The sequence below is a fragment of the Anaerocolumna cellulosilytica genome (assembly GCF_014218335.1).
Classification (GTDB): domain Bacteria; phylum Bacillota; class Clostridia; order Lachnospirales; family Lachnospiraceae; genus Anaerocolumna; species Anaerocolumna cellulosilytica.
Genome location: NZ_AP023367.1, coordinates 379,601 through 405,634, shown reverse-complemented (window position 1 = coordinate 405,634; position 26,034 = coordinate 379,601). Strand labels below are relative to the sequence as shown.

General features: G+C 38.5%; 24 protein-coding genes and 1 pseudogene. 10 read left to right on the top strand and 15 right to left on the bottom strand.

Annotated elements, in window-relative coordinates; genetic code table 11:
* Positions 1 to 26 precede the first annotated feature (26 nt).
* The 7 genes from rplW to acsn021_RS01740 form a co-directional block, all read right to left on the bottom strand.
* Positions 27 to 326, bottom strand: coding sequence for a 50S ribosomal protein L23 (gene rplW / locus acsn021_RS01770; RefSeq protein WP_184094552.1), 300 nt, complete (start codon positions 324 to 326; stop codon positions 27 to 29).
* Complete coding sequence (gene rplD, locus acsn021_RS01765; RefSeq protein ID WP_184094550.1) at positions 326 to 946, bottom strand: 50S ribosomal protein L4; 621 nt, start codon at positions 944 to 946, stop codon at positions 326 to 328. Before rplD ends, rplW begins: the two co-directional genes overlap by 1 nt.
* 27 nt (positions 947 to 973) lie before the next feature.
* Positions 974 to 1,606 (bottom strand): 50S ribosomal protein L3, encoded by a 633-nt coding sequence (gene rplC / locus acsn021_RS01760; RefSeq protein ID WP_184094548.1) that lies wholly within the window; start codon positions 1,604 to 1,606, stop codon positions 974 to 976.
* A gap of 149 nt (positions 1,607 to 1,755) precedes the next feature.
* Positions 1,756 to 2,073 (bottom strand): 30S ribosomal protein S10, encoded by a 318-nt coding sequence (gene rpsJ, locus acsn021_RS01755; protein ID WP_091687924.1) that lies wholly within the window; start codon positions 2,071 to 2,073, stop codon positions 1,756 to 1,758.
* A 527-nt stretch (positions 2,074 to 2,600) separates the two neighbouring features.
* Positions 2,601 to 3,479, bottom strand: a complete 879-nt coding sequence (locus acsn021_RS01750; protein WP_184094546.1) for a class I SAM-dependent methyltransferase — start codon at positions 3,477 to 3,479, stop codon at positions 2,601 to 2,603.
* Positions 3,480 to 3,665: 186 nt separating this feature from the next.
* Positions 3,666 to 4,703 carry a LacI family DNA-binding transcriptional regulator gene (locus acsn021_RS01745; RefSeq protein ID WP_184094544.1) on the bottom strand — a complete coding sequence of 346 codons (1,038 nt, stop codon included), beginning with the start codon at positions 4,701 to 4,703 and terminating at the stop codon, positions 3,666 to 3,668.
* 194 nt (positions 4,704 to 4,897) lie between these two features.
* The gene (locus tag acsn021_RS01740) at positions 4,898 to 6,037 is read right to left on the bottom strand and encodes an SGNH/GDSL hydrolase family protein (RefSeq protein ID WP_184094542.1); all 1,140 of its coding nucleotides are present in this window, start codon (positions 6,035 to 6,037) and stop codon (positions 4,898 to 4,900) included.
* 429 nt (positions 6,038 to 6,466) lie between these two features.
* On the opposite strand from acsn021_RS01740, the gene acsn021_RS01735 reads away from it, so the two are divergent.
* The 4 genes from acsn021_RS01735 (at position 6,467) to acsn021_RS01720 (ending at position 10,591) form a co-directional block, all read left to right on the top strand.
* On the top strand, positions 6,467 to 7,144 hold the full coding sequence (locus tag acsn021_RS01735; protein ID WP_184094540.1) for a PspA/IM30 family protein: 678 nt from the start codon (positions 6,467 to 6,469) through the stop codon (positions 7,142 to 7,144).
* 238 nt (positions 7,145 to 7,382) lie between these two features.
* The gene (locus tag acsn021_RS01730) at positions 7,383 to 8,468 is read left to right on the top strand and encodes a hypothetical protein (RefSeq protein ID WP_184094538.1); all 1,086 of its coding nucleotides are present in this window, start codon (positions 7,383 to 7,385) and stop codon (positions 8,466 to 8,468) included.
* Positions 8,465 to 9,400, top strand: coding sequence for a TPM domain-containing protein (locus tag acsn021_RS01725; RefSeq protein WP_184094536.1), 936 nt, complete (start codon positions 8,465 to 8,467; stop codon positions 9,398 to 9,400). Before acsn021_RS01730 ends, acsn021_RS01725 begins: the two co-directional genes overlap by 4 nt.
* Before the next feature lie 207 nt (positions 9,401 to 9,607).
* A complete protein-coding gene (locus acsn021_RS01720; protein ID WP_184094534.1) occupies positions 9,608 to 10,591 on the top strand; it encodes an SPFH domain-containing protein in 984 nt (327 codons plus the stop codon).
* A gap of 131 nt (positions 10,592 to 10,722) precedes the next feature.
* On the opposite strand, the gene acsn021_RS01715 is transcribed toward acsn021_RS01720, so the two are convergent.
* From acsn021_RS01715 to acsn021_RS01705, 3 genes are all read right to left on the bottom strand, one after another.
* Positions 10,723 to 11,196 carry a putative periplasmic lipoprotein gene (locus acsn021_RS01715; protein WP_184094532.1) on the bottom strand — a complete coding sequence of 158 codons (474 nt, stop codon included), beginning with the start codon at positions 11,194 to 11,196 and terminating at the stop codon, positions 10,723 to 10,725.
* Between the two features lie 72 nt (positions 11,197 to 11,268).
* Positions 11,269 to 12,984 carry a phospho-sugar mutase gene (locus acsn021_RS01710; RefSeq protein ID WP_184094530.1) on the bottom strand — a complete coding sequence of 572 codons (1,716 nt, stop codon included), beginning with the start codon at positions 12,982 to 12,984 and terminating at the stop codon, positions 11,269 to 11,271.
* 385 nt (positions 12,985 to 13,369) lie between these two features.
* Positions 13,370 to 14,392, bottom strand: coding sequence for a glycoside hydrolase family 130 protein (locus tag acsn021_RS01705; RefSeq protein WP_184094528.1), 1,023 nt, complete (start codon positions 14,390 to 14,392; stop codon positions 13,370 to 13,372).
* A gap of 609 nt (positions 14,393 to 15,001) precedes the next feature.
* Between acsn021_RS01705 and acsn021_RS01700 the strand changes: the two genes are divergently transcribed.
* Together acsn021_RS01700 and metG are read left to right on the top strand one after the other, a co-directional pair.
* Positions 15,002 to 15,634 (top strand): LysE family translocator, encoded by a 633-nt coding sequence (locus acsn021_RS01700; protein WP_243167947.1) that lies wholly within the window; start codon positions 15,002 to 15,004, stop codon positions 15,632 to 15,634.
* Positions 15,635 to 16,046: 412 nt separating this feature from the next.
* Positions 16,047 to 17,684: a methionine--tRNA ligase gene (gene metG, locus acsn021_RS01695; protein WP_184094526.1), complete on the top strand. Its 1,638-nt coding sequence runs from the start codon at positions 16,047 to 16,049 to the stop codon at positions 17,682 to 17,684.
* A gap of 145 nt (positions 17,685 to 17,829) precedes the next feature.
* On the opposite strand, the gene fba is transcribed toward metG, so the two are convergent.
* Positions 17,830 to 18,693, bottom strand: a complete 864-nt coding sequence (gene fba / locus acsn021_RS01690) for a class II fructose-1,6-bisphosphate aldolase (protein ID WP_184094524.1) — start codon at positions 18,691 to 18,693, stop codon at positions 17,830 to 17,832.
* Between the two features lie 337 nt (positions 18,694 to 19,030).
* Here fba and acsn021_RS01685 point away from each other — a divergent pair, with 337 nt between their 5' ends.
* Complete coding sequence (locus acsn021_RS01685) at positions 19,031 to 20,236, top strand: DNA polymerase Y family protein (RefSeq protein WP_184094522.1); 1,206 nt, start codon at positions 19,031 to 19,033, stop codon at positions 20,234 to 20,236.
* Between the two features lie 2 nt (positions 20,237 to 20,238).
* Here the strand turns inward: acsn021_RS01685 and acsn021_RS23120 are convergent, their stop codons facing one another.
* The 3 genes and pseudogenes from acsn021_RS23120 to acsn021_RS01675 all read right to left on the bottom strand — a co-directional run bounded on the left by acsn021_RS23120 (position 20,239) and on the right by acsn021_RS01675 (position 21,901).
* Positions 20,239 to 20,643, bottom strand: coding sequence for a NifB/NifX family molybdenum-iron cluster-binding protein (locus tag acsn021_RS23120; RefSeq protein ID WP_334297326.1), 405 nt, complete (start codon positions 20,641 to 20,643; stop codon positions 20,239 to 20,241).
* 30 nt (positions 20,644 to 20,673) lie between these two features.
* Positions 20,674 to 21,513 (bottom strand): annotated as a pseudogene (locus tag acsn021_RS23115) (P-loop NTPase); the annotation flags it as partial.
* 34 nt (positions 21,514 to 21,547) lie between these two features.
* Positions 21,548 to 21,901 (bottom strand): DUF134 domain-containing protein, encoded by a 354-nt coding sequence (locus tag acsn021_RS01675; protein WP_184094520.1) that lies wholly within the window; start codon positions 21,899 to 21,901, stop codon positions 21,548 to 21,550.
* A 213-nt stretch (positions 21,902 to 22,114) separates the two neighbouring features.
* On the opposite strand from acsn021_RS01675, the gene acsn021_RS01670 reads away from it, so the two are divergent.
* On the top strand, positions 22,115 to 22,687 hold the full coding sequence (locus tag acsn021_RS01670) for an N-acetylmuramoyl-L-alanine amidase family protein (RefSeq protein WP_184094518.1): 573 nt from the start codon (positions 22,115 to 22,117) through the stop codon (positions 22,685 to 22,687).
* Between the two features lie 128 nt (positions 22,688 to 22,815).
* Here acsn021_RS01670 and acsn021_RS01665 read toward each other — a convergent pair whose 3' ends face one another.
* Positions 22,816 to 23,862, bottom strand: a complete 1,047-nt coding sequence (locus acsn021_RS01665; RefSeq protein WP_184094516.1) for a trypsin-like peptidase domain-containing protein — start codon at positions 23,860 to 23,862, stop codon at positions 22,816 to 22,818.
* Between the two features lie 206 nt (positions 23,863 to 24,068).
* On the opposite strand from acsn021_RS01665, the gene acsn021_RS01660 reads away from it, so the two are divergent.
* Both acsn021_RS01660 and acsn021_RS01655 read left to right on the top strand, forming a co-directional pair.
* Positions 24,069 to 24,644, top strand: coding sequence for a TetR/AcrR family transcriptional regulator (locus tag acsn021_RS01660; RefSeq protein WP_184094514.1), 576 nt, complete (start codon positions 24,069 to 24,071; stop codon positions 24,642 to 24,644).
* Positions 24,645 to 24,724: 80 nt separating this feature from the next.
* On the top strand, positions 24,725 to 26,023 hold the full coding sequence (locus acsn021_RS01655; RefSeq protein WP_184094512.1) for an MFS transporter: 1,299 nt from the start codon (positions 24,725 to 24,727) through the stop codon (positions 26,021 to 26,023).
* Positions 26,024 to 26,034: the final 11 nt, after the last annotated feature.

The following is a 26,034-nucleotide window of genomic DNA, read 5'->3' as shown; positions in this document are numbered from 1 at the left end:
ACACCATAATATTTGTTTCTCAATTATTACAGACCTGCAAAAATTTCGATTTCCGCACTATCTTGTGTTAATTGAACAATTGCTTTCTTCTGTTTGGAGGTCTTTCCGGAAGTGTTTCCACGTCTTTTGGTTTTACCTTCTAAATTCATTGTGTTAACACTTACAACCTTAGTTCCTGTGAACATTTTTTCAACAGCTTCCTTGATCTGATTCTTGGTAGCGTTTGGATGAACTGAAAATGTATATTTCTTTTCACTCATAGCATTCATGCTCTTTTCAGTTACAATGGGTTTGAGTATAACATCATAATATTTTAAATCTGCCATTATGCGTACACCTCCTCAATTTTTGCCACTGCATCCTTAGTCAATACCAAAGTATCATATTTTAAGATATCGTATACATTGATAGTGTTAGGTAGTGCAGTTACTACAGAAGGAATGTTTCTTGTAGAAAGAATTACGTTATCGTCCTTATCTCCAAGAACCACTAATGCCTTGTTTATTTTTAAGCTTTCAAGTACTGCAGTCATTTTCTTAGTTTTGATTTCGTCAAACTTAAGTTCATCCAGTACATAAATTTTTTCAGCAGCAACTCTTGAAGTTAAAGCTGACTTTAATGCAAGCTTCTTTTCTTTCCTATTTAATTTAAAGGAATAATCTCTTGGCTTGGGAGCAAATACAACACCGCCGCCCTTCCATTGAGGGGATCTGGTTGAACCCTGTCTTGCATGACCGGTTCCCTTTTGTCTCCAAGGTTTTCTACCGCCACCGCTTACTTCAGCACGAGTTTTTGCACTCTGTGTTCCCTGGCGTTTATTAGCAAGTTGTTGAACAACTGCCATATGAACTAAATGTTCATTTACTTCTACTCCGAAGATAGCATCGTTTAATTCAATAGAACCAACGGCTTTGCCTTCCATATTATAAACAGATACGTTTGCCATCTGTGTGTTCCTCCTTTCTCAAAGCTTCTAGTTTGCCTTTACGGTATTCTTTAACATAACCATAGATTTCTTAGGTCCTGGAACAGCACCTTTAACTAAGATAATGTTATTTTCGGTGTCAATTTTAACAACTTCAAGATTCTGAACAGTAACTTTTACATGTCCCATGTGACCTGGCATGTGTTTACCCTTAAATACTCTACCCGGGCTTGTTGCTGCACCATTAGAACCTGCATGTCTATGGAACTTGGAACCATGCGCCATAGGTCCTCTGGACTGGTTGTGTCTCTTAATTGCACCTTGGAATCCCTTACCTTTTGATTTAGCAGTAGCATCAATTCTGTCACCTTCTGCGAAGATGTCAACTTTGATTTCTTGTCCCACTGTGTAATCAGCGGCATTTTCAAACCTGAACTCTTTAAGATACTTTTTGTTTGCAACACCTGCTTTTGCAAAGTGTCCTTTTCTTGGTTTATTAACCAAAACTTCGCGGATATCGCCAAATCCAACCTGAATTGCACTGTATCCGTCATTTTCAACTGTTTTAACCTGTGTTACAGCACAAGGTCCTGCCTGTAATACGGTTACTGGAATCAAACTTCCGTTTTCGTTGAAGATCTGAGTCATTCCGACTTTTGTAGCTAAAATCGCTTTTTTCATTGCTTCTTGCACCTCCTGTTAATCTACAGCGGATTACACTTTTTAGCGTAATCATCCTAGATGGTCTACCATGGTGCAGGTTCCCGCAGAACCTTTCCCTGTATATAAACCCTAAAGGATTTCTTGTTAAATAATTTGACTTAAGATGATTATTTTGCTTTCATCTTGATGTCGATGTACACACCAGCTGGCATTTCTAATCTTGATAATGCATCTACTGTTTTCTGTGTAGGTGTGATGATATCGATTAATCTCTTATGAGTTCTCTGTTCGAACTGCTCTCTGGAGTCCTTATATTTGTGCACCGCCCTTAAGATTGTGATTACTTCCTTCTTAGTAGGTAGGGGTACCGGTCCACTCACCTTTGATCCTGTCTTTTTTACAGTCTCGATGATTTTTGCAGCTGATTGATCGATTAATTGATGATCATACGCTTTCAATGTAATTCTCATTACTTGACTTGCCATAAAAAAAGTCGCCTCCTTTTCGCACTTAATAGCAGTACGACAAGCGGTGACTGTACACTCAACCGTGTGTGTCATTGCATTAAACTTCCGCAAAACGCCATGCTTAATGACGTACGTAGTTAACGAGACTTACCCACGTTTATCTGCCTATAGCAGAATTTTTTGTCTTGTACAGTGACTTGTCGCCAGTTTCATAACTTGACATTCGCTCCACGGAAAACCTACATATATGTAGCAACCTCTCGCTTCCACGCTATCAATGTCACAGCTTTATTAGTATACTACACAGAAAAAAATAATGCAAGTAGTTTTTTTACATTTTTTTTAATATTTTTTATTTATTTTATATATGTTTCTTCTTATTTATATATGATGCTATTAAACGGCAGGTAAAAATTTAATTTGAACTAAATCTCAAAAAAAGTATATAGCCTCTCTTAGATACTGCATACAAATAGCCAAAACGCTGTACTTGTCTAGAATTTATATTCTACAGCAGTACAGCGTTAAGCAAAATAAAATAGTATTTATCTGCAGCTCCACCTACCAGATGCACCACAGGGCAATATGAGGGAATTAGATGATACAGGCAACCCAATCTCGTCTGCCTGTACATTTCCATTGTATTTTGATTTAATCTCAACTCCCAACAGATACGCCAGTACTGCCGGCTGTAATCCCGTTGTATAGGAATTAATAAGGAAGAACAAAGGATTATCATTTAATATTCCTGAACAGAGCTTAACAAACGGATGAATGCTTTCTTCTATCTTCCAGATTTCACCTTTTGGCCCTCTGCCATAAGAGGGCGGATCCATAATAACTGCATCGTAAAAATTTCCTCTACGGATTTCACGTTCTACAAATTTCACACAGTCATCAACAATATAGCGGATAGGTGCTTCCTCAAGACCAGACAGTGCGGCATTTTCTTTTGCCCAAGTAACCATTCCCTTGGAGGCATCTACATGAGTAACACTTGCACCTGCCTTTGCAGCTGCAATCGTTGCTCCGCCTGTATATGCAAATAAATTTAATACTTTAATTTCACGTTCCGGATGTTGGGATTTTTGAGTCCGGATTAAGTCTCCAAACCATTCCCAGTTAGCGGCTTGTTCCGGGAACAATCCTGTATGTTTAAAACTAAAGGGCTGTAAGTTAAATACTAAATCTTTATACTGAATCTTCCATTGTTTGGGCAGATCAAAGAATTCCCATTCCCCTCCCCCTTTGTTACTTCTGTGATAATGAGCATTTTTTTTCTTCCATCGAGTGTCCTGTCTCTTTGTATCCCAAAGTACCTGAGGATCTGGGCGAACTAGAATATATTCCCCCCAGCGTTCTAACTTTTCTCCACTAGAGGTATCTATTACTTCATAGTCTTTCCAACCATCTGCTAGCCACATATATTTTCTCACTTTCTAATGTCTTGAAACAAAATTTATTACAAACATACTACAATTTCACCATTTTATCAAGTAGTACAAGTAAAAGTATACTTTATTAATCCTCTCACAGTTATAGGTACTTATGCGTTTACTTACATATTCGGCACCATTCATAATAAGAGTGTAAAATCAACCTTTATTTAACTATTCTTTCTTGATGGAGGATTCCCGGATTACAATTTCTGTATTGATAGTTATAGTCTCTTTTGGCAAGTCCATATTTTCCAAACGCCACATCAATTGCTGTACCATTCTCCTTCCCATACGCTGATTACCTATATGAACTGTAGTCAGGGGCGGAGATAACAATTCCACTTCTTCTTTGTCATCAAATCCGGTAACAGCCACTTCCTGGGGCACTTTAATTCCTCTTCGTTTCAACCATAGCATAACATCTTTTGCAATATCATCACTAGAGCACACAAAGGCATCTGGCATTTCATCTAATTTCTCCAGTTCCCTTATAATCTCTTCTTGCTTATAATATCTATATTCCACATGATTGGTAATAACGAATCTTTCCTCCGGCTCTATTCCATGACTTGCTAAGGCCGCCATATACCCATCATAACGATCACGAATTGTCCTGCAACAACTGATATCACCAATAAAACCAATTTTTTGATTACCTTGCTCTATAAGGTGCTCTGTAATCATTCTTGTACTATTAAAACCTTCGAATATAACTACATCTCCCAAGGCGGATATCTCGTGAACATTGCTCGGTCCATCTAAAAAAACAACCGGAACATCTTTTCTTATAATTAACTCCAGAAAGGACTTGTTAAAGACATTTAGAATAATTATTCCACTCATTTCCGACTGGATATCTAACGGCGGGATATGATTTATTTCATCCTCTTCACTAATAAAATTTAACTGTAAACGACAGTTATTCTTATTCAATTCATCCGATATTCCCATAATAATACGGTTCCAAAAGGTAGATAATTCTCTCCTTACGAACACCACTACTGTTTTTGTCTTTTCCAAACGATCCTTAATTTTATATTCATTTAAAACAATGGGTGATAATTTTGAATAACCCATTTCATAGGCCTTCTTAATTACCACGTATCTGGTTTCATAAGCAACTGTATCACTGTTATTTAAAGCTTTCGCTACTGTATTTCTGGATAAATTCAATTCTTTTGCCACATCTTGTATCGTAATTTTTTTCATTCCAAACTCCCATCTGTGTGCTCAGTGTTTCTTGCACTAGCTCTAACTGCGCTTGCACACGTACAAATCAAGGGGTTGAATTTCTTTTATTCAACCCTTATATCCTTGTATAGCAGTTAAAAGTCTTTTGACATTCTATGCCCAATTCTTTTAACCTTTAGACCGAACGCTTTCATACCCTTTCTTCAAAGCCTCTAATAATTACTGCCATTTTGATTCGCAGCAATAACGGAAACTAAATAAAAATCCAAATCACTGGCGTTGTCTGCTTTTACAATAGTGATATCCAGGGTATGAACTCCACTGACTCCTCCAACTAAGATATCTTCCATATACAAGCAGTCTCCCCAGGTTTCTTCAAAATTGGCATCTAAAAGGATTGCCTGTTCTTCAAGACCATCTATCACTGCCTTTGCTACGGGCGCTGTTCTCTGGGTGGTTTTACAATACTGAACGGAAATCATTCCTCCGGAAACTTCAAAATGTATGGTATCTCCCAGTTTTCTTGCCCGCCACCCGTTTTTAAACACATCCGTAATACCGTCTTGCAAAACAGTATCCGTCAAAAAACCAGAACGTTCCGGCTGACAATTTTTATTATTATAACGAACCGAATCAAAGTATCGGTTCTTAGTTATTAGCATCTCCGGCACATTGTAATCTCCAGGCACATCTCCTGCAGTAACCGCTTCATAGATTTTTTCCAGCATGTGAATCACTATATCTGCCACCAGACGGTGTCCTCTGTCATTAGGATGTAAATTATCAGGAGTAATCTCTCTTATTAGAATTCTTCCTTCTTCCACTTCAGAGTAAAGACTGTTCTTCAAACTAACGATAGGAAGTTCATAGTGTGTACCAATCTCATTGTGTATATCTTGTGCGTTCACACCATTATCATACTGTACACTATTCATAATCATTACCGCTGGCTCTGATGGATGAAGAAGTATTTTACGAATAAGCCCTTCATAGGTCTCTTTAAATAATTCCGTTGCTTTATCGTTCACACTAAATTCGGTAATTATAAAATCCGGATTATATATAAGCAAGTCGCTCTCCACTCGTGCCAAACCAAACTGTGAGGTTGTTCCTCCGATTCCTCCGTTAATATACGTAATTCTACTATCTTTAAATTTTTCTGCCCACCACTCATACACCAGATAAGAATAACAGCTGTTTGGCTTACTTGACAATGAACCCTGGGTTATGGAACCACCGATCATTCCTACGGTAACCGGTTTACCTTCCAATGCTTTTTTCATCGCCTTGGATATACGGTACAAATTGCCACAACTTACAATCCCTCTCTCCTTCATCTGCTTCCACTCCATAACAACCTCCAATAGTTCCCCATTCTTATTTCGTTATTTTAACACAATTCTAATAAAGTTTTTTTATTTATAACTTTGTAACTTCACTTTTTATATAACCATTTTACTTATTTGACTTCATTCTTACTTGCGCAGCTGGTTCATTTATTATGTATTTTAAAATTTGCACTATAAATTACACATCATTGTAAACAAATCCAAGCATATATCTTACACAACTAATTTACCTCACCCATATACGTATGTCAATTGCAATTTTATATGCTTTCTAAACAAATTTACCATGAAACGTTAAAAACCCCTTGATTTAATCTTTTCATTATTATTTTAACCGTTTTTTAACTTGACGTTAGGGCTAAAAAACTATAAACTGAAAGAGCAAACAATTAATGGAAATGAAAATAAAAACTACAATCGGAGGGATTACAAGTGGGTATTTTAACTAGATTCAAAGACATTATGTCCAGTAACATTAATGCATTGCTTGACAAGGCAGAAGATCCTGAAAAAATGATTGATCAATGCTTAAGAAATTTAAACAGTGATTTAGGTAAAGTAAAGTCTGAAACAGCAGCAATTATGGCAGAAGAACAACGCGCAAAAAGAGTTCTGGATGAATGCAACGAAGAAATTCAAAAAATGCAGACTTACGCTGTCAAAGCTCTGGAAGCTAATAATGAAGCCGATGCCAGAAAGTTCCTGGAGCAAAAAGCTTTATTAACCTCCAAGGTTGAAGGTCTTAAAGAGGCTTATGATTTAGCGCATGCCAATGCGAATCAGATGCGTGAAATGCACGATAAATTAGTAGGCGACATCAATGAGCTGGAGTCCAGAAAAGAAATGATTAAAGGGAAACTGGCTGTTGCAAAAACGCAGGAGCGCATTAACAAGATGACCTCTTCTGTAGCCAGTGCAAATGATTCCATTGCAAGCTTTAGCAGATATGAAGACATCGCCAACAAGGCTCTGGATAAAGCAAATGCTATGGCCGAATTAAACCGCTCCGGTTCCTCTCACTCTATTGATGATTTAACTAAAAAATATGCTGCCGGCTCTGATGTGGATGATGAATTAGCAAAATTAAAAGCAAGTTTAAACAAAGAATAGAGTACAATGACCTTTTAATTCGTGTCATGCACATTCTAATAGCTGAAAAATAGCGGCATATTCTGCCGCTGTTTTTCACGTCACCCTGTGCTGCACGAAGGTACTTAGCCGAATTACACAGTAGATGAATATTTAGGCAAGTACATGTACTTTCATCTTATCGGTTGACAGAAAATAATTCAAGAAAGGATGCCACTTAATAGTTCTTTCAACCCTTTTAGTGGCATTGGTGCAATATATGGTAGTACAATACAAATGCCCTACTTGCGGTGCTGACATGGCTTATGACAGTGTCTCAGGAAAGCTGCTCTGTGATAGCTGCGGCAGGCAGGAGACCATTGAATCCATGTCAAGCCGTAATAAGTCAGAAGGATACGGAAGTAACACGCAAGAGAATGCTTCTTATGGTTCTGAACACTCCCACCAACATTTCCACGAGGAGGAGGTCAAGGAATATCATTGCAATAACTGTGGCGCGGTTTTATTGACAGATAAGGATACAACCGCTACTACCTGTAGTTTCTGTGGTGCAGGAATCGTTATATCAGACCGACTATCCGGCAGCCTTGCTCCTGCAAAAGTAATCCCATTCAATATAAATAAAACGCAGGCACAGGAAGCCTTCCGCAAATGGTGTAAAAAAGGAAGACTAACTCCAAAGGGCTTTATGACTGCCGACCGTATCAAAAGTATTACCGGTTTATATGTTCCCTTCTGGCTCTATGATGTCAATGGCCGTGGTGAGGCAGATGCTACCTGTACCAGAGTCAAAACCTACGAGAGGGGTGACTATATTTATACTGATACCAGTTTTTATCATGTATACCGACAGGTAGATTTAAACTATATAAAGGTACCGGTGGATGCTTCCGAAAAGATGAACGATGGAATGATGGATAAATTAGAACCTTATCATTATAAAGACTTAAAGGATTTTCAAATGCCATATCTTGCAGGCTATCTTGCAGAAAAATACAATTATAGTGATAAAGACCTCTTTCCGAGAATCAAATCCAGAGTATCCGGTTATGTAAGTAATTATATACGTTCAACTATTAACGGTTATTCAACAACCACTTATAATCACGAAAATATAAATATAAAACAGCGCAAAGCAGATTATGTACTTTTCCCCGTTTGGATGGTATGCTATGATTATAAGCAATCGGAGCACACCTTTGCGATGAACGGTCAAACCGGAAAAATAGTCGGCAAACCTCCCATCAGCATGAGTAAAGTTGCTGCCTGGTTTGCAGGCGTAAGCGGTGGCACCTTTCTTCTACTTAAAATAATCGCTCTGCTATCAGGAGGTCCTTTACTATGAATAAAAATTATGTTCTAAAGAGTAAAAGCTTCTCTCCTATGTTACTCATATTATTTATTGCTATCTCTATACTAAGTCTTCTGACTCCTTTGACTTCATCAACAGCCCTTGCCGCTGCGGATACCCAAAAGGTATATGATTATTATGGCTATTTCACCCAGGAAGAAATGAAAAGTCTTGAAGAAATCTGTGCTGAATATGGAGAAAAGGGTAAAATAGATATTGTCATGATAATTGCCGATGGTTTAGACGGGAAAACTCCCACAAAATATATGGAAGATTTTTATGATGAGATGGGCTTTGGTTATGACCAGGAATTCGGTGATACCTCCATGATATTAATAAATCTGGAAAAGGACAACCGGTGGGTTGAGATTCAAAGCTATGGTCAGGCACAGTATTATATTAATAATGACCGAACCGAATATATTCTGGATGACGTGTCCGATATATTAAAAAATCAGAAATATTATGATGCCCTGGAGGAATTCGCCAAACAAGCTGCGTATTATATGAAGGAGGAAAAAGGAATAAAGATTCCCTCTTCCACAGATACCGGTTCCGGCTCTTCTGATTCCGGTGACTATGGCAACGAATCCTATGATGGCGATAGCGACTATTATGGCGAAAAAGAGGAAAACATATTATATAATACCTGGGCTCAGTTGGTAATCGCGCTGGTAATCGGCGGTGTAACCGTAGGTGTTATGGCCGCTAGCTCAGGAGGCGGTGTCACTGTTAATAACGGAACTTATCTGGATGCAGGCAACTCCAGTGTAGTAGCAAGCAGAGACGATTATATCCGAACCACCACTACCAGAGTGAAAAAACCGCAAAATAACGACAATAACAATAGTGGTCCCCGCAGCAGCGGCGGAGGCGGTGTTTCCTCCGGCGGACATTCCCACAGCGGCGGCGGACGCAGCTTTTAACAATTTTCTATTTAAAATATTTCTTAGCAATGCACACAAATATGCAGGTAATTGCGAAACAACCTTAGATGTGACAAGAATCAGTCAGAATTACAACGTATAAGTTCCAATCAGGTGGTAAGCCCTCTTAAATTAGGCAAATAAACCTTCCTGTTTTCATATAGAGAGTTTTGCATTGAACCTACACAAACAGAAAGGAAAGAAAGTATGGGATTTTTTTCAGGTCAATTTTCCAACGTTGTTGAATGGCAGGAATTCAGAGAAGACATGATTTTCTGGAAATGGAATAACGCCGAAATTAAAAAAGGAAGTAAACTAATTATTCGTCCGGGACAGGATGCAGTATTTTTGTACAACGGTAAAATAGAAGGTATCTTTAAGGATGAGGGCGATTATGATATCGAATCCCAGATTATCCCCTTCTTATCTACTTTAAAAGGGTTTAAATTCGGCTTTAACAGCGGTATGCGGGCAGAGGTTTTATTCATTAACACGAAGGAATTTACTGTGAAATGGGGTACAAAAAACCCAATTAACATACCTTCTAATCAATTACCCGGCGGAATACCAATTCGTGCAAATGGTACGTTCCAGTTCTGCGTAAAAGATTATATTAAATTAATTGATAAGATTGCAGGTATTCAAAACAGTTATCTGGTAGATGATGTTAAGCTCCGTATATCTGCTTTGCTGGACCAATTACTTATGAAATGGATTGTAAAAGAAGGCAAGGATATGTTTAACTTACAAGCCAATTCCTTTGACATAAGCTCCGGTATTAAAACTGATTTGGATATGCAGCTATTTGATTCCGGACTTTCTGTTACCGGATTCAATATAATGAGTATATCCTATCCGGAAGAAATTCAAGGTATGATTAATAAGACCGCCTCCCACAGCATGATTGGGGATATGAACCGTTATCAGCAGGTGGTAATGACAGACAGCATGACTTCTGGCAGAAATAGCGGCGGAAGTACAGCCTCTGATATGGCTGGTATGATGATGGGTATGAATATGGCAAACCAGATGATGCAGAATATGAATACCACTTCTCAGCCACAGCAACATCAAGGCCAGAATCAATCCCAAACATCCGGCAGTAATGCAAAACCCAACTTTTGCCCTAACTGCGGGCAGAAAGCTGCTGAGGGCAACTTCTGTACCAACTGCGGCCAGAAGTTAGTGTAGAAGAAAGCTGCCGGTTCAGTATGCAATATTTGTACAAAACAATGTACCGTATCTACATACCGAACCGGCAGTAACCTTATAAAGCTCTAGATTATCTATCTTTATTTTTCAATTCTTTAACCGGTATGGTTCTACCAGTTAATCCCCACCTTGTTAAATTCCCCTTTATCTACAGAAAGATCTAAGTCAATTTGCGCTTTATCCGCAGCAACTAACTTTATTCGGTTTTCACCTTTTTTCAAGGTCACTGTTACTGTCTCCAACTCTTTTTGTTCGGCTTTCTCATTATTTTCTACTATGGTTTCGCAAGCATCATCTGGTGAAATCAAAACCAGTTTTGCTTTGCCTTTATTTACAGATAATTCATATGAGATATCGATATTCATATCCTCTTTGGCATCGTATTTCCATATGGTATCCATACCTTCTAAAACAAGACTTCCACTATATTGTTGACCTTCAATATTTTGTGTTTCTTCATCAACACTAAAGCTGTTACTCTCACTGACAATCTCTTTATCGTTGCTGTATAGGGAACTCATATAATTTCGAGAACAACCCACTAACAAAAAGGCAATACCAAGACAAAGTAATTTTTTCTTCATCAAATCCTCCTTATAATTCTATAACACCCAGTCAATTAAAACTCTTACATTAAGTATCTGAACGAATCTAAATCAACTTACCTGGAATACAGAATCCTCTACCAGTTTCTTTAGCTTCTCTTCTGCATCTGTTAAATCTTCGCCTTTTACACCAAAGTAAAACTTAATCTTAGGCTCCGTTCCGGAAGGACGAACCGCACACCAGGCATCTTCTTCTAATTCAAAGTACAGTACATCGGAAGTTGGCAATCCAGTAGGAGTTACTTCTTTGGTTTGAAAATCTTTCATCGTATTCTTTTTGTAATCCCTGAACTTAAGTACCTGATAGCCTCCCGCAGCCTTAGGAGGATTCTGTCGGTAGCTTTCCATAATTTCCTTAATCTTTTCCATACCTTCAATTCCTTTTAAGGTAACAGATACCAAATCTTCTTTAAAATAACCGTACTTTTCAAACAACCGGTTCATTTGTTCATACAATGTAACTCCCTGGTTTTTGTAGTAAGCCGCTGCCTCACATAAAGTCATAACAGCAACTACTGCATCTTTATCTCTGGCATGTGTACCGATAAGGCAGCCGTAGCTTTCCTCAAAACCAAACACATACTCATTACAGCCTGTTTCTTCAAATAATTTAATTTGTTCACCAATATATTTAAAACCTGTCAATACCTCAATAAGTTTAGCATTATAATGTTTGGCAATCTGGTCAGCCATATTACCGGTTACAATTGTCTTAACTAGAGCCGCATTCCCAGGCAGCACCTTATGTTCTGCTTTTTGAGAGAATACATATTCCGCAATCAAAGAACCGGACATATTACCGGTTAACAATACAAATTCCCCTTTTTCATTTCTTACCTGAACGCCAAGTCTATCCGCATCCGGATCGGTAGCCAAAATTAAATCCGCACCCACTTCATCTGCAAGTTTTCTTGCTAAAGTAAATACTTTAGGATCTTCAGGATTAGGATAACCTACTGTTGTAAAATTGGAATCCGGCATTTCCTGCTCCGGTACTACATATACATTGGTAAATCCAAGCTCCTTAAGAATTCTTCTCACCGGAAGATTACCTGTGCCATTTAATGGTGTATAAACAATCTTCATATCCTTACAGGAATCCGCAATAGGATTCACCACTAGCTTCCTAAGTTCAGCTACATACCTATCATCCATTTCTTTACCAAGTACATGATATAGTCCTTTTGCCTTTGCTGCTTCTTTATCCATCGTTTTTACAGCTGCATAATCTGCTATAGCATTCACTTCTCCTATAATCTCAACATCCTTAGGAGCCGTAATCTGGGCACCGTCATCCCAGTATACTTTATAACCATTATATTCCGCAGGATTATGACTGGCCGTTATAACAATACCGGATATACAACCTAATTCCCTAAGAGCAAACGATAATTCGGGTGTAGGCCTTAAGGATTCAAATACATACGCTTTAATTCCATTGGCATTCAGACATAATGCGGCTTCATCTGCGAATTCCGGAGACATTCTTCTAGAATCGTAAGCAATTGCCACACCTTTATCAGCTCCATCTTGCTTTATAATATAGTTAGCTAATCCCTGGGTGGCTCTTCTTACTGTATATAGATTCATACGGTTACTTCCGGCACCTAAAACACCACGAAGTCCCCCTGTACCAAATTCTAAGTCTTTATAAAAACGGTCTTTGATTTCACCGTCATTTCCCGACAGGTCCAGAAGTTCTTTCCTGGTTGCCTCATCAAAATATTCATCCGTTGTCCATTGCTTGTATTTCTCTAAATAATCCAAACTAAAGTCTCCTTTCAAATTTCAGGTGTATCACATCTTATTATTTTACATTATTGTACTTAATTTCCTTATTTCTTGCAATGCATTTTTTTATACTGATAAAAAATTATATGTAGTATATTACGAATTTATCGATAGGAGTGTACAAAGAACCTAAGGATTTGAATAAAGAGCCCTCTTACATTGTTTACTGTCATGTCTTCTTCCGGAAAGCAAAAAAGAGATGTACACACCATCTCTTTTTTACATACTATTAGCTGATATCTATTCCTTAAAAATAACACATCTTGGTTCTAAATCCATAAAAACTACTACAATTTTTGCTTTTCACCCATATACCTCAAATTCAATCCAGCCAATTTATTCAGCTGATTAACCTTACAAATTACATAATGCCAATAGATGTATCATCCCCGATTTCTACATGGTGTTCCTTTATGAAGGCTACAATTTCATCCAGCGTTGTAAAAGCCAAGCCTACATAGCTGTCTGCCGCTCCATAGTAAATTGCTATCTTGCCGGTTTTAGCATCATGCAATGTTGCACATGGGAAAACCACATTGGCCACAAAGCCTCGTTCTTCGTACCATTCCTCCGGTGTCAGAATAAAGGCATCTGAACGATATTTTACAATGGATGGATTATTAATATCTAAAATTGCCGCACCCATGCTGTAAACATATCCATTGCAGGTTCCAGTTACACCGTGGTAAAAGAGCAGCCAGCCTTCACTGGTTTCAATAGGTGCTGCACCGCCTCCGATTTTAAGTGCCTGCCACCACTGGGCACCGCTTCTAGCCATAACATGTTTGTGTTTTCCCCAATAAACTAAGTCAGGGCTTTCACTTAAGAAGATATCTCCAAAGGGAGTATGTCCGCTGTCACTTGGTCTTGACAATAAAGCAAAGTTTCCGTTAATCTTTCTTGGGAATAAAACACCATTCCGGTTAAAAGGCAAAAATGGATTGTCAAGTCTTACAAAGGTCTTGAAGTCACTAGTTTTGGCAAGCCCCAATGCTGCACCATAAAAATCTGTACACCAGATAATGTAATAAGTATCCTCTACCTTAATTAATCTTGGATCATATGCATATCTTGGCAGAAAAGGCTCTCCCTTTTCATTCACAAAAGGAATTCTCTCCGAATCGTAGGTCCAGTGAATTCCATCTTCACTACGCCCCAGATATAAATGCGGAACTCCGTTGGTTGTTTCAGCTCGGAATATTCCTATGAATTTCCCTTCATAAGGTACAACCGCACTATTGAAAATCCTTGCAACTCCTTTTAACGGATTTCTTCCTATAATCGGGTTCTCTGAATACCTCCAGACAGGACCTTCGCTATGTTCAGGCCTATCCTGCCAGGGTATATTGGGCAGGTTGTCTGCATACATTTTTATTTCACTCATAATACATCTCCTTTAGTATTATTTTTTGCTATATAATGCAATATATTGCACTATTCACTCGTCACACATGTAGCTGCTTAGCAACATCCTTGCTGCTTTCATTATAATTTATTCTATATCACATGTCAATAATACAGTGCATATTTCTTATTATTCTGCACTATAATATTGCACGCAAAATGCATTTAGTGTTATTTATATAATGCATTTAATTACGTTTGCTATATTTATACTAATTTTATTTCCTTATATACCATTGTACTGAGCCGTCAATAGTTATAACGAATTTTTTATTAGGCATTCCAGTATATGAAAACTTATATATTGCATAACCTATTTTTACATAATATCCGTATACATTAGCATTTATTTTTCTTTTAACTAGCGTTTAATTTTTCATTATACACAAATCTCTATGGTCTTTATTTTCAATAAAAATTCTTGCCTGCAACCTTCCCAATTTTTATTATTAACTTTACATGCGGAATTTGTTAATAAGATAAGTATAATCCTGTTCTTCTTTACATTATAAAATCTTTTACTTACAGATTGTCATTTTAAAAAAATCACCCTATAATAGTACAAATACATTAAGATAAGGTGGTTACAATGAATCAGACAAAAATTCAGATGTTTTGTAAAGGTTTCTGTTTTGGTATGCTTTTACAGATTGCAGTGGGTCCTATTTGTTTTTTTATCCTTCAGACAGCGGCTAATTCAGGTTTTTTGATTGCCCTTACCGGGGTACTTGGTGTAACTTTAGTAGATGGATTGTATATTCTGGCTGCCATATTAGGTCTTGGCACTTTTCTGGATAAATATCCGAAGGCAAAAAAGCTGTTACAGTATTCTGGTGCTTTGGTATTAATTGTTTTTGGACTTAGTGCTATTTTAGGAAGCTTTCATATAAGACTACTCCCCAGCTTAACGCTTGTAAACTCTGCTAAATATACCAATGTTTTTATAAATACTTTACTTTTAACTTTATCCAATCCCTTAACCATCCTTTTTTGGGCCGGAGTTTTTTCTGCTAAGATTGCAGAAGGTCAAATGAAAAAACAGGATTTTTATGCTTACGGAATGGGCGCTCTAGGTTCAACAATGTTTTTTCTTTCTATAACTGCTGCTTTAGGAAGCCTAATGCACACTTATATAGATACTGTAATTACAAATGGTTTGAACATTTTGATTGGCATCGCTTTACTATACTTTGGCATACGGACAGCATTCAGAAAATTATAGTTTTAAAAATTTTAGTTTCACTTGACAATTATTACAAAATCGTTTAGAGTGTTTCTTAATTTCATAAAAACAGGCTGAGAAAAGAAGAGTAAGCAAACTATGATAGTACAGAGAACCCGGTTGCTGAGAAAGGGTCGAATCAGAACATGCCGAAGATGGTCTTGGAGCTTCACACCGACAACTTACTGTTTAGGCTGTGACGGGTGCACCCGTTATCGTGATATGCTATCGGTAAATCATGTCTTACCCGTAGCTAATAAGGTTCTTACCGTGAGGTAAGGATGAATTTGGGGTGGTAACACGAAGCATACGCTCTCGTCCCCGAAAAAGTAATTTTTCGGAGAGGAGGGCTTTTTTTATATCTTTTTTACCTTGTTTACCATGAAAAATTCAATAGAAATGGAGATGTGACATGAAACACTTACAACAAAAAATATTAATAGGCGGTGCCTGGCCTTATGCCAATGGCTCCCTTCATATCGGACACCTTGCCGCACTGCTTCCAGGAGATGTTCTTGCCAGATATCACCGTTTGAAAGGCGACGATGTCTATTACGTATCCGGCAGCGACTGTCACGGAACACCCGTAGCTATTCGAGCAAAACAGGAAGGGAAAATCCCTGAAGAAATTAGTGATTCTTATCACCGGGAATTCGAATATTGTTTTCATAAACTTGGTTTCAGCTATGACTGCTATTTAAAGACTTCCGGAAAAGAACACAGGGATTTTGTAACAGCCTTTCACAAAAAGCTTTATGAAAGTCCTTATATCTTTGAATCAAATGCTCCACAAGCATATTGTGAGAATTGCCATACCTTTTTAGCAGATCGTTTTCTTATCGGCATTTGTCCCATTTGCGGTGAAGAATCTAGAGGAGATCAATGTGATACCTGTGGCAAAGTAATAGAAAGTGGCAGCTTACTGCATCCAAAATGCTCCATCTGCGGCAGTTCTGCCAACTTAAAAAATACAAAACATCTATATCTTGCATTATCAAAGTTAGAGCAAGAACTATCCGGCTATCTTAGCTCTCACATCAGCTGGCGTAAAAATGCGCTTGCTTTTTCAAACCGTTATTTAGAAGAAGGTCTCAAAGATCGTGCCATTACCAGGGATTTAGATTGGGGCGTACCTGTCCCAAAGAAAAATTATAAGAATAAAAGCATCTATATCTGGGCAGAAAATGTGCTGGGATATCTTTCTGCCAGCAAAACAGCCGCCAGCCAGCGTGGTACAGATTTTAAATTACTATGGGGTGATACTGCAAAACATTATTACGTTCACGGCAAAGACAATATACCATTTCATACAATTATACTGCCTGGTCTTTTACTAGCACATGGCGAAGGCTTAAGACTTCCGGATGAAATCATATCCTGTGAACATGTAACCTTAGAAGGCAGGAAAATCTCCACTAGTAAAAACTATGCCATATGGGTAAAGGATATTGTCAGCCGTTACTCACCTGATTCCCTGCGATATTTTTTTATAGCAAATGGACCTGAAAAGCGGGATACTGATTTTTCTTGGAGGGAATTTGTTCATAGCCATAACAGCGAACTTCTAGGAGCCTATGGTAACTTTATTAATCGTACCTTTGCCTTTCTTCATAAATTTTTTGATAATAAAGTTACATTTGGCGTATTAGAGAAGGGTATAGAAACGTGTATAAAAGACTTATATACCACTACCGGAGAAAAGATTGAAAAAGGGCATTTTAAAGAGGCCTTAGATGATATTTTTACTTTTGTCAGATATTCTAATAAATACTTTGATACGGAAAAGCCTTGGGTTACCAGAACGGAAAACATTATCGCCTGCCAGAACACCTTATATAATTGCACGCAAATCATTGCAAATTTAAGCATTCTCTTATCCCCATTCCTTCCTTTTTCGTCTGCTAAGATAATAGAATGGCTGGAACTAAAAAAAGAATGGGAACCTGATTTTGTTCCTTCTGATTTTAGGCTGCCAGACACAGAGATTCTCTTTGAGCGGATTGATAAAAAAGTCATTGAAGAAGAAACTGCAAAAATAAGCCTACTATAATTTAACCTTTTTAATTCTTACAATATTTTAGCATTTGAATACTTTTATGACTTGGCTAATAAAAAAAAACCTGGCAGGTTCAAATCATGTTAAAATACATGGGCTGAACTGCCAGGTTTCTACACTATATACAATATTATGTTTCTTAAGCTTTTCCTACAGAGCCGAATAATTCCATCTTTTCTTTCACGGTTGCTTTGATTGCTTCAAAGCCAGGTGCTAAAAGCTTACGAGGGTCAAAGCCTTTTCCTGATTTGTCTTTTCCTGCTTCAATGTATTCACGAGTTGCTGCTGCAAAAGTCAGCTGGCACTCTGTATTAACATTGATTTTAGCAACACCAAGGTTAATCGCTTTTTTAATCATGTCTTCAGGAATACCTGTACCACCATGAAGTACTAAAGGCATCTCTCCTGTTAATTTCTGAATGTCAGCTAAGGTATCAAAACTTAATCCAGTCCAGTTTTCAGGATATTTACCATGAATATTACCAATACCTGCTGCAAGCATCGTTACACCAAGATCAGCAATCGCCTTGCATTCCTTAGGGTCTGCAACTTCACCTGAACCTACTACACCGTCTTCTTCGCCACCGATGGAGCCTACTTCTGCTTCTAAGGATAGTCCCTTTTCATTACAGATTTTAACTAGTTCTGTAGTCTTTGCAATATTTTCTTCAATTGCATAATGGGAACCGTCGAACATGATGGAAGAAAATCCTGCTTCTATACATTTTAATGCTCCATCATAACTGCCGTGGTCTAAGTGAAGGGCTACAGGAACTGTAATCTTTAGTTCTTCCAACATTCCGTTAACCATACCTACAACAGTTTTATATCCGCACATATATTTTCCAGCACCTTCAGATACACCAAGTATTACAGGGGAATTTAACTCCTGTGCTGTTAATAGTACAGCCTTGGTCCATTCCAGATTATTGATGTTAAACTGACCCACTGCATAATGGCCTGCTTTTGCTTTGTTAAGCATATCTTTTGCTGATACTAACATAATATACCTCCATTTTCATAAACAATTTTGACTTAAGCTGTGATACAACTTTTTGTTATTATAACCTATTTTCCTAGAAAAAGAAATATAAAATTCGGACGAAAGCATATTTCGTTACTTTTTTGTCAATCTTTTTAAGGAAAGAACGAACGTTCTTAAAAATTATCCAAACCTATTGCCAAACCCGTCAGGCTGTTATAAAATTGAACCAGAATATTGCACGAAAGTTTAAACTAAGACAAGTGCGAAACGTTATCTATATCGGTGGAATTAAGTTTTTGTACCTGTCAAAGCATGAAACGTTAAACCTAACGTAAGAAAGGGGAGTAGGATAACCATGCAGCAAAGAATTATATTTCATGTGGACGTTAATTCCGCCTTTTTAAGCTGGGAAGCAGTATACCGTCTGGAAGTCTTAGGTGAAACTCTAGATTTAAGAACCATACCTTCTGCCGTTGGGGGGGATTCCACAAAACGTCACGGTATTATTCTGGCAAAATCAACATCTGCCAAAAAATTCAAAGTACAGACCGGAGAACCAATTCATCAGGCATTACAAAAATGTCCTGAACTTCTGTTGGTTCCGCCAAACCGCCCTTTATATGAGAAGTGCTCTAAAAGCCTGCATTCTTTACTACACGAGTATACTCCCAATATAGAACCTTTTTCCATTGATGAAGCATTTATGGATATGACCGGTGCTTGTTTTAGTTATTCCTCTCCCCTTGAGCTGGCCAATCTCATTCGGACGAGGGTTTACAGGGAACTTGGATTTACTGTAAATATAGGTATTTCTACCAACAAATTATTAGCCAAAATGGCTTCTGACTTTGAAAAACCAGATAAAATTCACACCTTGTTTCCGGAGGAGGTGCAGGAAAAGCTTTGGTCTCTTCCATTAGAAGAACTTTATTCCGTCGGCCGTTCCTCCAGTAAAACCTTAAGAGACTTAGGCCTTAATACTATTGGTGATATTGCCAATACAAACCTTTCTGTATTAAAAGCTCACCTAGGGAATAAACACGGGGAAAGGGTCTATCACTATGCACATGGCAGAGATGCCAGTCCTGTAGTGTCCACCCCTGCTCCCAGTAAAGGAATCGGCAATAGCACCACCTTATCACAGGACGTATCCGACTATGAAGAGGCCTGTCAGATTCTGCTTTCCCTGAGTGAGACGGTGGCTGCCAGACTTCGTACGGAAAATTTGAAATCCAGCTGTATCATGGTGGAGCTTACAGATTGCTTTTTCAATCATCAATCTCACCAGACGACTTTGTTATCACCCATTCATACCACCAACCTGATTTACAAAACCGCCTGTCAGCTATTAAAAGAATTCTGGAATGGTACACCCATTCGTTTATTAGGCATCCGGGCAACTAAGCTGGGTGAGGAGGATTATACCCAATTAAACTTATTTGATTTAGTTAAAAATGAAAAGCTTGAAAAACTGGATAAAGCACTGGATGATATCCGAAACAGATTTGGTAAGGATTCCGTCAAACGAGCTGCCTTTTTGGAACCGGATAAAATCGATTAAAATTACTCTTCGTGGCAATGGCATTCTCCCTTGCATCCTTCTCCGTCTTCATGGGAATGGTTACAGGTAGGCTCATTTCTATCTGCAAGACTTCCATCCAGATAGGAGGCCACTGCCACATCAACATCGCCTGAAGTTCCCGGAATTACAAGAACTCCCGCTGCCATAAGACCTTCCATGGCACCCATTCCGATTCCTCCACAGATTAGAACCTTCACTTTTTGATTCGCCAAGAATACTACAAGCTCCTCATGTCCTTTTCCGTTGCTTGTGATTGTAGCTTTGCTAATTAACTCTTTTCCGTTAAACTCATATATTGTAAATCTTTCAGACTTTCCAAAATGTTGAAATACATTATTCTTTTCATCGGTTGTTACTGCTATTTTATAGGTACCCGACTCCTGCACCTCTTTTGTATCTCGTACCGGATGCTCATTTTCAAGAATATCTGCGGCGGTATCTAACCAGGAGCCCGAAAGTTCTTCTACTCTTTCGCCATCAATAGCAGCGGCTATGGCAGGGTCAATTGGTAATTTACCAAGTACTTTTAAGTTGTATTTTTTAGCGTTCTCTTCAATGTGACTGGTACCGAATACACTTATCTTTTCTCCGCAATTACCACAGCTGATGTAACTATAATTTTCCACCAGACCAAGTATTGGTATATTCATTGCCGTTGCCATGTTTACTGCCTTGGCTACAATCATAGAAACCAATTCCTGAGGCGACGTTACAATAATCAATCCATCTACCGGAAGTGACTGAAATACGGTTAAAGGAACATCCCCTGTTCCGGGAGGCATGTCCACAAACATATAGTCAACCTCTTCCCATAACACCTCAGACCAGAATTGTTTCACAGTACCTGCAATAACAGGTCCTCTCCAAATGACCGGTGTATCCTCTGTTTCTAATAATAAATTCACAGACATAACCTTTATCCCTGTTTTGGTAGTGGCAGGAAATATTCCAAGTTCATTTCCTTGGGCTTTGCTGTGTATTCCAAACGCTTTTGGAATAGACGGTCCGGTGATATCTGCATCTAAAATCGCCGTTTTGTAGCCTTTCCGATTCATTAATACGGACATATACGAAGTGATGAAAGACTTACCAACCCCTCCCTTTCCACTTACAATACCGATTACTTTTTTTACTCTGCTGTATTGGTTTAATGGTACAAAAAAATCCTCCTTACTTCCTGTCCTAGATGAACATTCTGCCCCACAGCTAGAGCAGTCACTGGAACAACTGCTTTGTGACTCATATGTTTCACTCATATTTTTTGTCTTCCTTTCCATATAGTAATTTTCTTTATATTTCCTTCGAAGCCGTGTCTCTTCCCCGCTTACATTTCTTACAACGGTAATTACAACAGCAGGATTCGGCAACTTCATAGGTACCTCCCTGTATACGTACACCTTTTCCTTCGCACAGGGCTTCCGCAGATTTATGTCTGGCTGAATAAAGGATTCTTTGGAGTGTACCTCTGGATATTTCCATTCTGACGGCTGCTTCCTCTTGGTCAAGACCCTCAAAATCACACAGGCGCATTGCTTCCAGTTCCTCAACGGTCAAGGTTATATAACCCCTTCCCTTCTCCTCCGGTACAAATACCTTATGCTGAAATTCAGCACAGACTTTTCTGTATTTTCTATTTCTTGGCACAAAGTATCCCCCTCCCTTTATTATGTGCATATGCACAAAACAATTATACTACATCAGCATGTATTGTCAAGAAATATATGGAATTCTCCCACGAATATCCTCGTGATCATGTTCCAAAAATACTTATGCCAGATTGGAGCGTTGTATTTGGTTAGTAACAAAAAAAATGTCCCCTGAATACTATATAATACTATCGTTTTAAGGAGAATCGTTTTGGCTATTAAGATATTTATAGATCAAGGACACAATCCATCTGGAATTAATGCCGGGGCGGAAGGTTTTGGGTTAAGGGAACAGGATATTAATTATGAAGTAGGGATTTATCTTGCCAATATTTTAAATGAAGATCCACGCTTTGAGGCTCGCACCTCAAGAACTACACCAGAACAAAGCCTAGGTTACAGCAACACTTCCAGTCTGGCAGAACGGGTACGGTTAGCCAATTCTTGGCCGGCTGATTATTTCTTAAGTATTCACTGTAATGCCAATGACAATCCGGCAATTAACGGAACTGAATGTTATGTATATCAAAATTATACCCAGGCATACTATCTGGGTGAACGAATCCTGCTTGCTATTGTCAGCCGGCTAGGTACGAAAAACAATGGTGTCAGAATAAATCCATCTCTTTATGTTTTAAGAAGAACAAATATGCCTTCTGTCCTGATTGAATTGGGGTACATTACGAATTATTCCGATGCCCAGAAATTAGGTACAAGACAGTATGATTTTGCATATGCTATTTATGAGGGCCTGCTGGCTTACTTTGGCCTAAGCCCCCAGTAGCTAAACAAAGTCAATTAATCATCGCTAAAAAGGCTGCTGCATGGTTTTATATCCAATACAACAGCCTTCTTATTAACTTTATCGCTCCATGTATAAACTATAACTGTACGTTCATCCTGCTTCAGCCTTTAATAACTTGCTGTTATCTCTAAATAGATGGATGGCAGGGACAGACTGTCATCGGTGGTTAATTCTTGCGTCTCAAACCCCTTTGTCAATCTATATGTTAATTCCTGCCCTTCTTCTCTGTCATCCTTTGATAATTCAAAAAATTCTGTTACTGTGATTGGATTGGTTGTTTTAACCCGTTCCAGTTCCTTTATATGTATTGAAAAGTTTAGGTTCTGCCCTTCACTAACCTGCCAGGTATTAATTCCCATGACCTGACCATAGCGGTTAAGCAGTGGACCTCCACTGTTCCCTCTTGACATAGGTGCGGTAGTCTGTATATAGGTAACCCCTTCTAATACACGGGAAGCAGCCGATATCATCCCTTCTGCAAACGTTGCAGTAAGTCCCAGAGGACTACCAAGGCTATAAACAGTTTCTCCAACTGTCACGCCTTCTGTGTTCGTGGTTAAAACTTCATTTTGTGTATCTATTTTTAGAATAGCGATATCTATATCCCTGTCATACCCTAAAACCTTAGTAGCGGGAAGAACCTTTCCGTCATAGGTTACTATGCCGATAACCTTTCCTCCAGCTACAACATGATAATTTGTTACCAGCACACCGTCATCAATAAAGAATCCGGTACCTAGGCTATATTCCTCCTCTGAAAGATAAGCAATCACCTCAGTAGTAGCTTTTTCTGTCTTTTGATATACTTCTGTGGCTGTCAGCTCTTTCGGTATTATCTTAATGGTACTGGTGTACTTTTTAGTGCCTGTAACGGCAGTTATTTTAACGGTGCCTTTTCCTAATGCTGTTACTAGTCCACTTTTGCTCACCTTTGCTATCTTCTCATTGTTTGAGTACCACCGTGTGGTTTTTTCAGCCCCATTTAATTTTAATTGAAGCGTTGCACCAATTTTAAGTTCAGAATTTGTCACATTCAGCTTTACAGCGGCTGCCTGTACATAGGCTGCCCCTTCATAAACAGGTGACAGGATTCCGCCTCCGGCTAATAAAGTACATATCGTAACGGCTGCCAACAGTTTCTTTAGTCTTTTCATATGAACTCCAATCCATGCTTTTATAAGGCAGCTTTAAGCAATGCCTACAAGCATAAGTAAAACGCCTTGTCTTGTTTGTTATAGTATCGGCAGTTTCTGCTAGTTTGTCAAGTCGTTTATTAGCTCCTATGATGCTTATTGACTAATTAAGGATGAAAAGGTAATATACTATACATAGACATTCATTACGGTAGGAGGTGAACTTTTTGGGACGTGCATATACGGAGGAAGAACGCGCGGAGCTAAAGATAAAATTAAAAGAGATTGCTTCGACGATGTTCATGCACCAAGGTTTCAAGGATTTTAGAATACAGGAATTAACAAAGCAAGTCGGCATTTCGTTAGGCGGCTTTTATACATTTTACAAAGATAAAGAAGCTCTTTATGAAGAAATCCTGCGTGATGAGAAGCATCGAATACGAAAAAAAATTCTTACAATAATTGAAGAAGAAAATCAAACACCGAAGGACTTTTTTACTGATCTTGCTAATGTTCTTTTAGATAAAACAACCAGCAACAAATTTTACACAAATGAATATAGCAGTTTATTAGAAACATTGGTCTACAACGAGGATCCTGTTACCACAGCGGATAACTTATTTTTCATACAACAAATTAGAAAGATATGGGTAAAAAAGGGTATCTATATTTCTGCCTCCGACCAAGAATTAGCATCTGCCGTTGCTATGCTAGCTGTACTGTGTACTCATAAAGACAAGATAGGCGTTGGTTTTGATTCGTGGTATCAGGTAATAGAAAAGCTACTTCTCGACCATCTTTAATTATTTTTTCTTAATCTATGAAAATAATTTGATTTTTTCACAGGTTGGTGCTATGCTGTTCTTATTGGAGGTGCATTAACTTGAACAAACAGAAAAGAACCGCAATACTCACCGGCTTATTGCTTTGCATGGGAACTTCAACCATTATGCAGACCTATTTCAGCAGTGCACTGCCCGCAATCAGTGACAGCTTTAGATCGTTTGCTTTTTATTCCTGGATACATGCAAGCTACATATTGGCTTCTTCTGCGGTTATCATACTATCAAGTGGACTGTGTCAAAGATTTGGTAATAAGAGAAACTTCATTATAGGTTCTATATTATTTGGTATAGGCACTGTAATAGCCCCCTTCAGCAGCTCGATGCTTCATCTTGTTCTATCCAGAGTTGTTATGGGAATAGGTGCAGGAGTTGTAGTACCAGCAACCTACGGAATCATAGGCGAGCATTTTGAGAAGAAAAAGTACCCCGCACTTTTTGCTGCCTTTGCAGTCGTACAGATAGTATTCAATGGGCTAGGCAGTCTAGCCGGCGGTTACCTGCCTCAAATTACTTCTTGGAAGACCATCTTTTACCTTCTACTTCCATTGGAACTGCTAAGCTTCTGGCTGGTATTTCACAACCTTCCGGGTACCGTTTTAACAATGCCTTTAGAAGCCTTTCAGCTCAGACAACATGTATTAATGATTATCGCTATTTTTCTTATAACCCTAGGCATAGAGCAAGCGTATTATCATCAATATCTATTGCTCTTAACCGGTGTAGCAATGTTTTTCTTTGTGGTATTAAAGGATGCCAAAGGAGGAAACATACTGCTTCCAAAAGAATTTGTAAATGACCCTTTATTGAGAAACCTATGTCTTCAAGTATTTATACTCGGAGGATTTTACAATGTTTGTCTTGCATATCTTCCAAGTTTCATGCAGTTTTCCATGGGCTTAAGTGCAGATACTGCCGGGAATCTGCTGTCCATATTCGTTATTCTCATGGGTGTCGGAAGCGTACTGGGCGGGTGGATTAAAATTTCTGAACGTTCTGCCATCTTAATGGGGTGGACGGCAGGTCTTATAGGCAGTGTTATCATTCCAATCTTCTTAACGCTGGCTCTGGGATTGCTGGGACTTGGCGCTGGCGTGTTAATGTCCGTATTATTAGGATATACTGCAACCCGAACGAAGGAGCATGCTGCCGGCGTGAACAGCACCGTCCATTTAGTCCGCAATTTTGGCGGTAGTATTGGAACCATACTATTTCAGTTTTCACTGAGTTATCCACAGGAATATTATATAGGAGGCGTTTTGATTCTCGCCTTAGCAGGAGCAATTGCGGCAGCTATATCTTTTCGATTTAAGCATATTGCAAATAAACCAAAAGTATAAGAATGTAATGA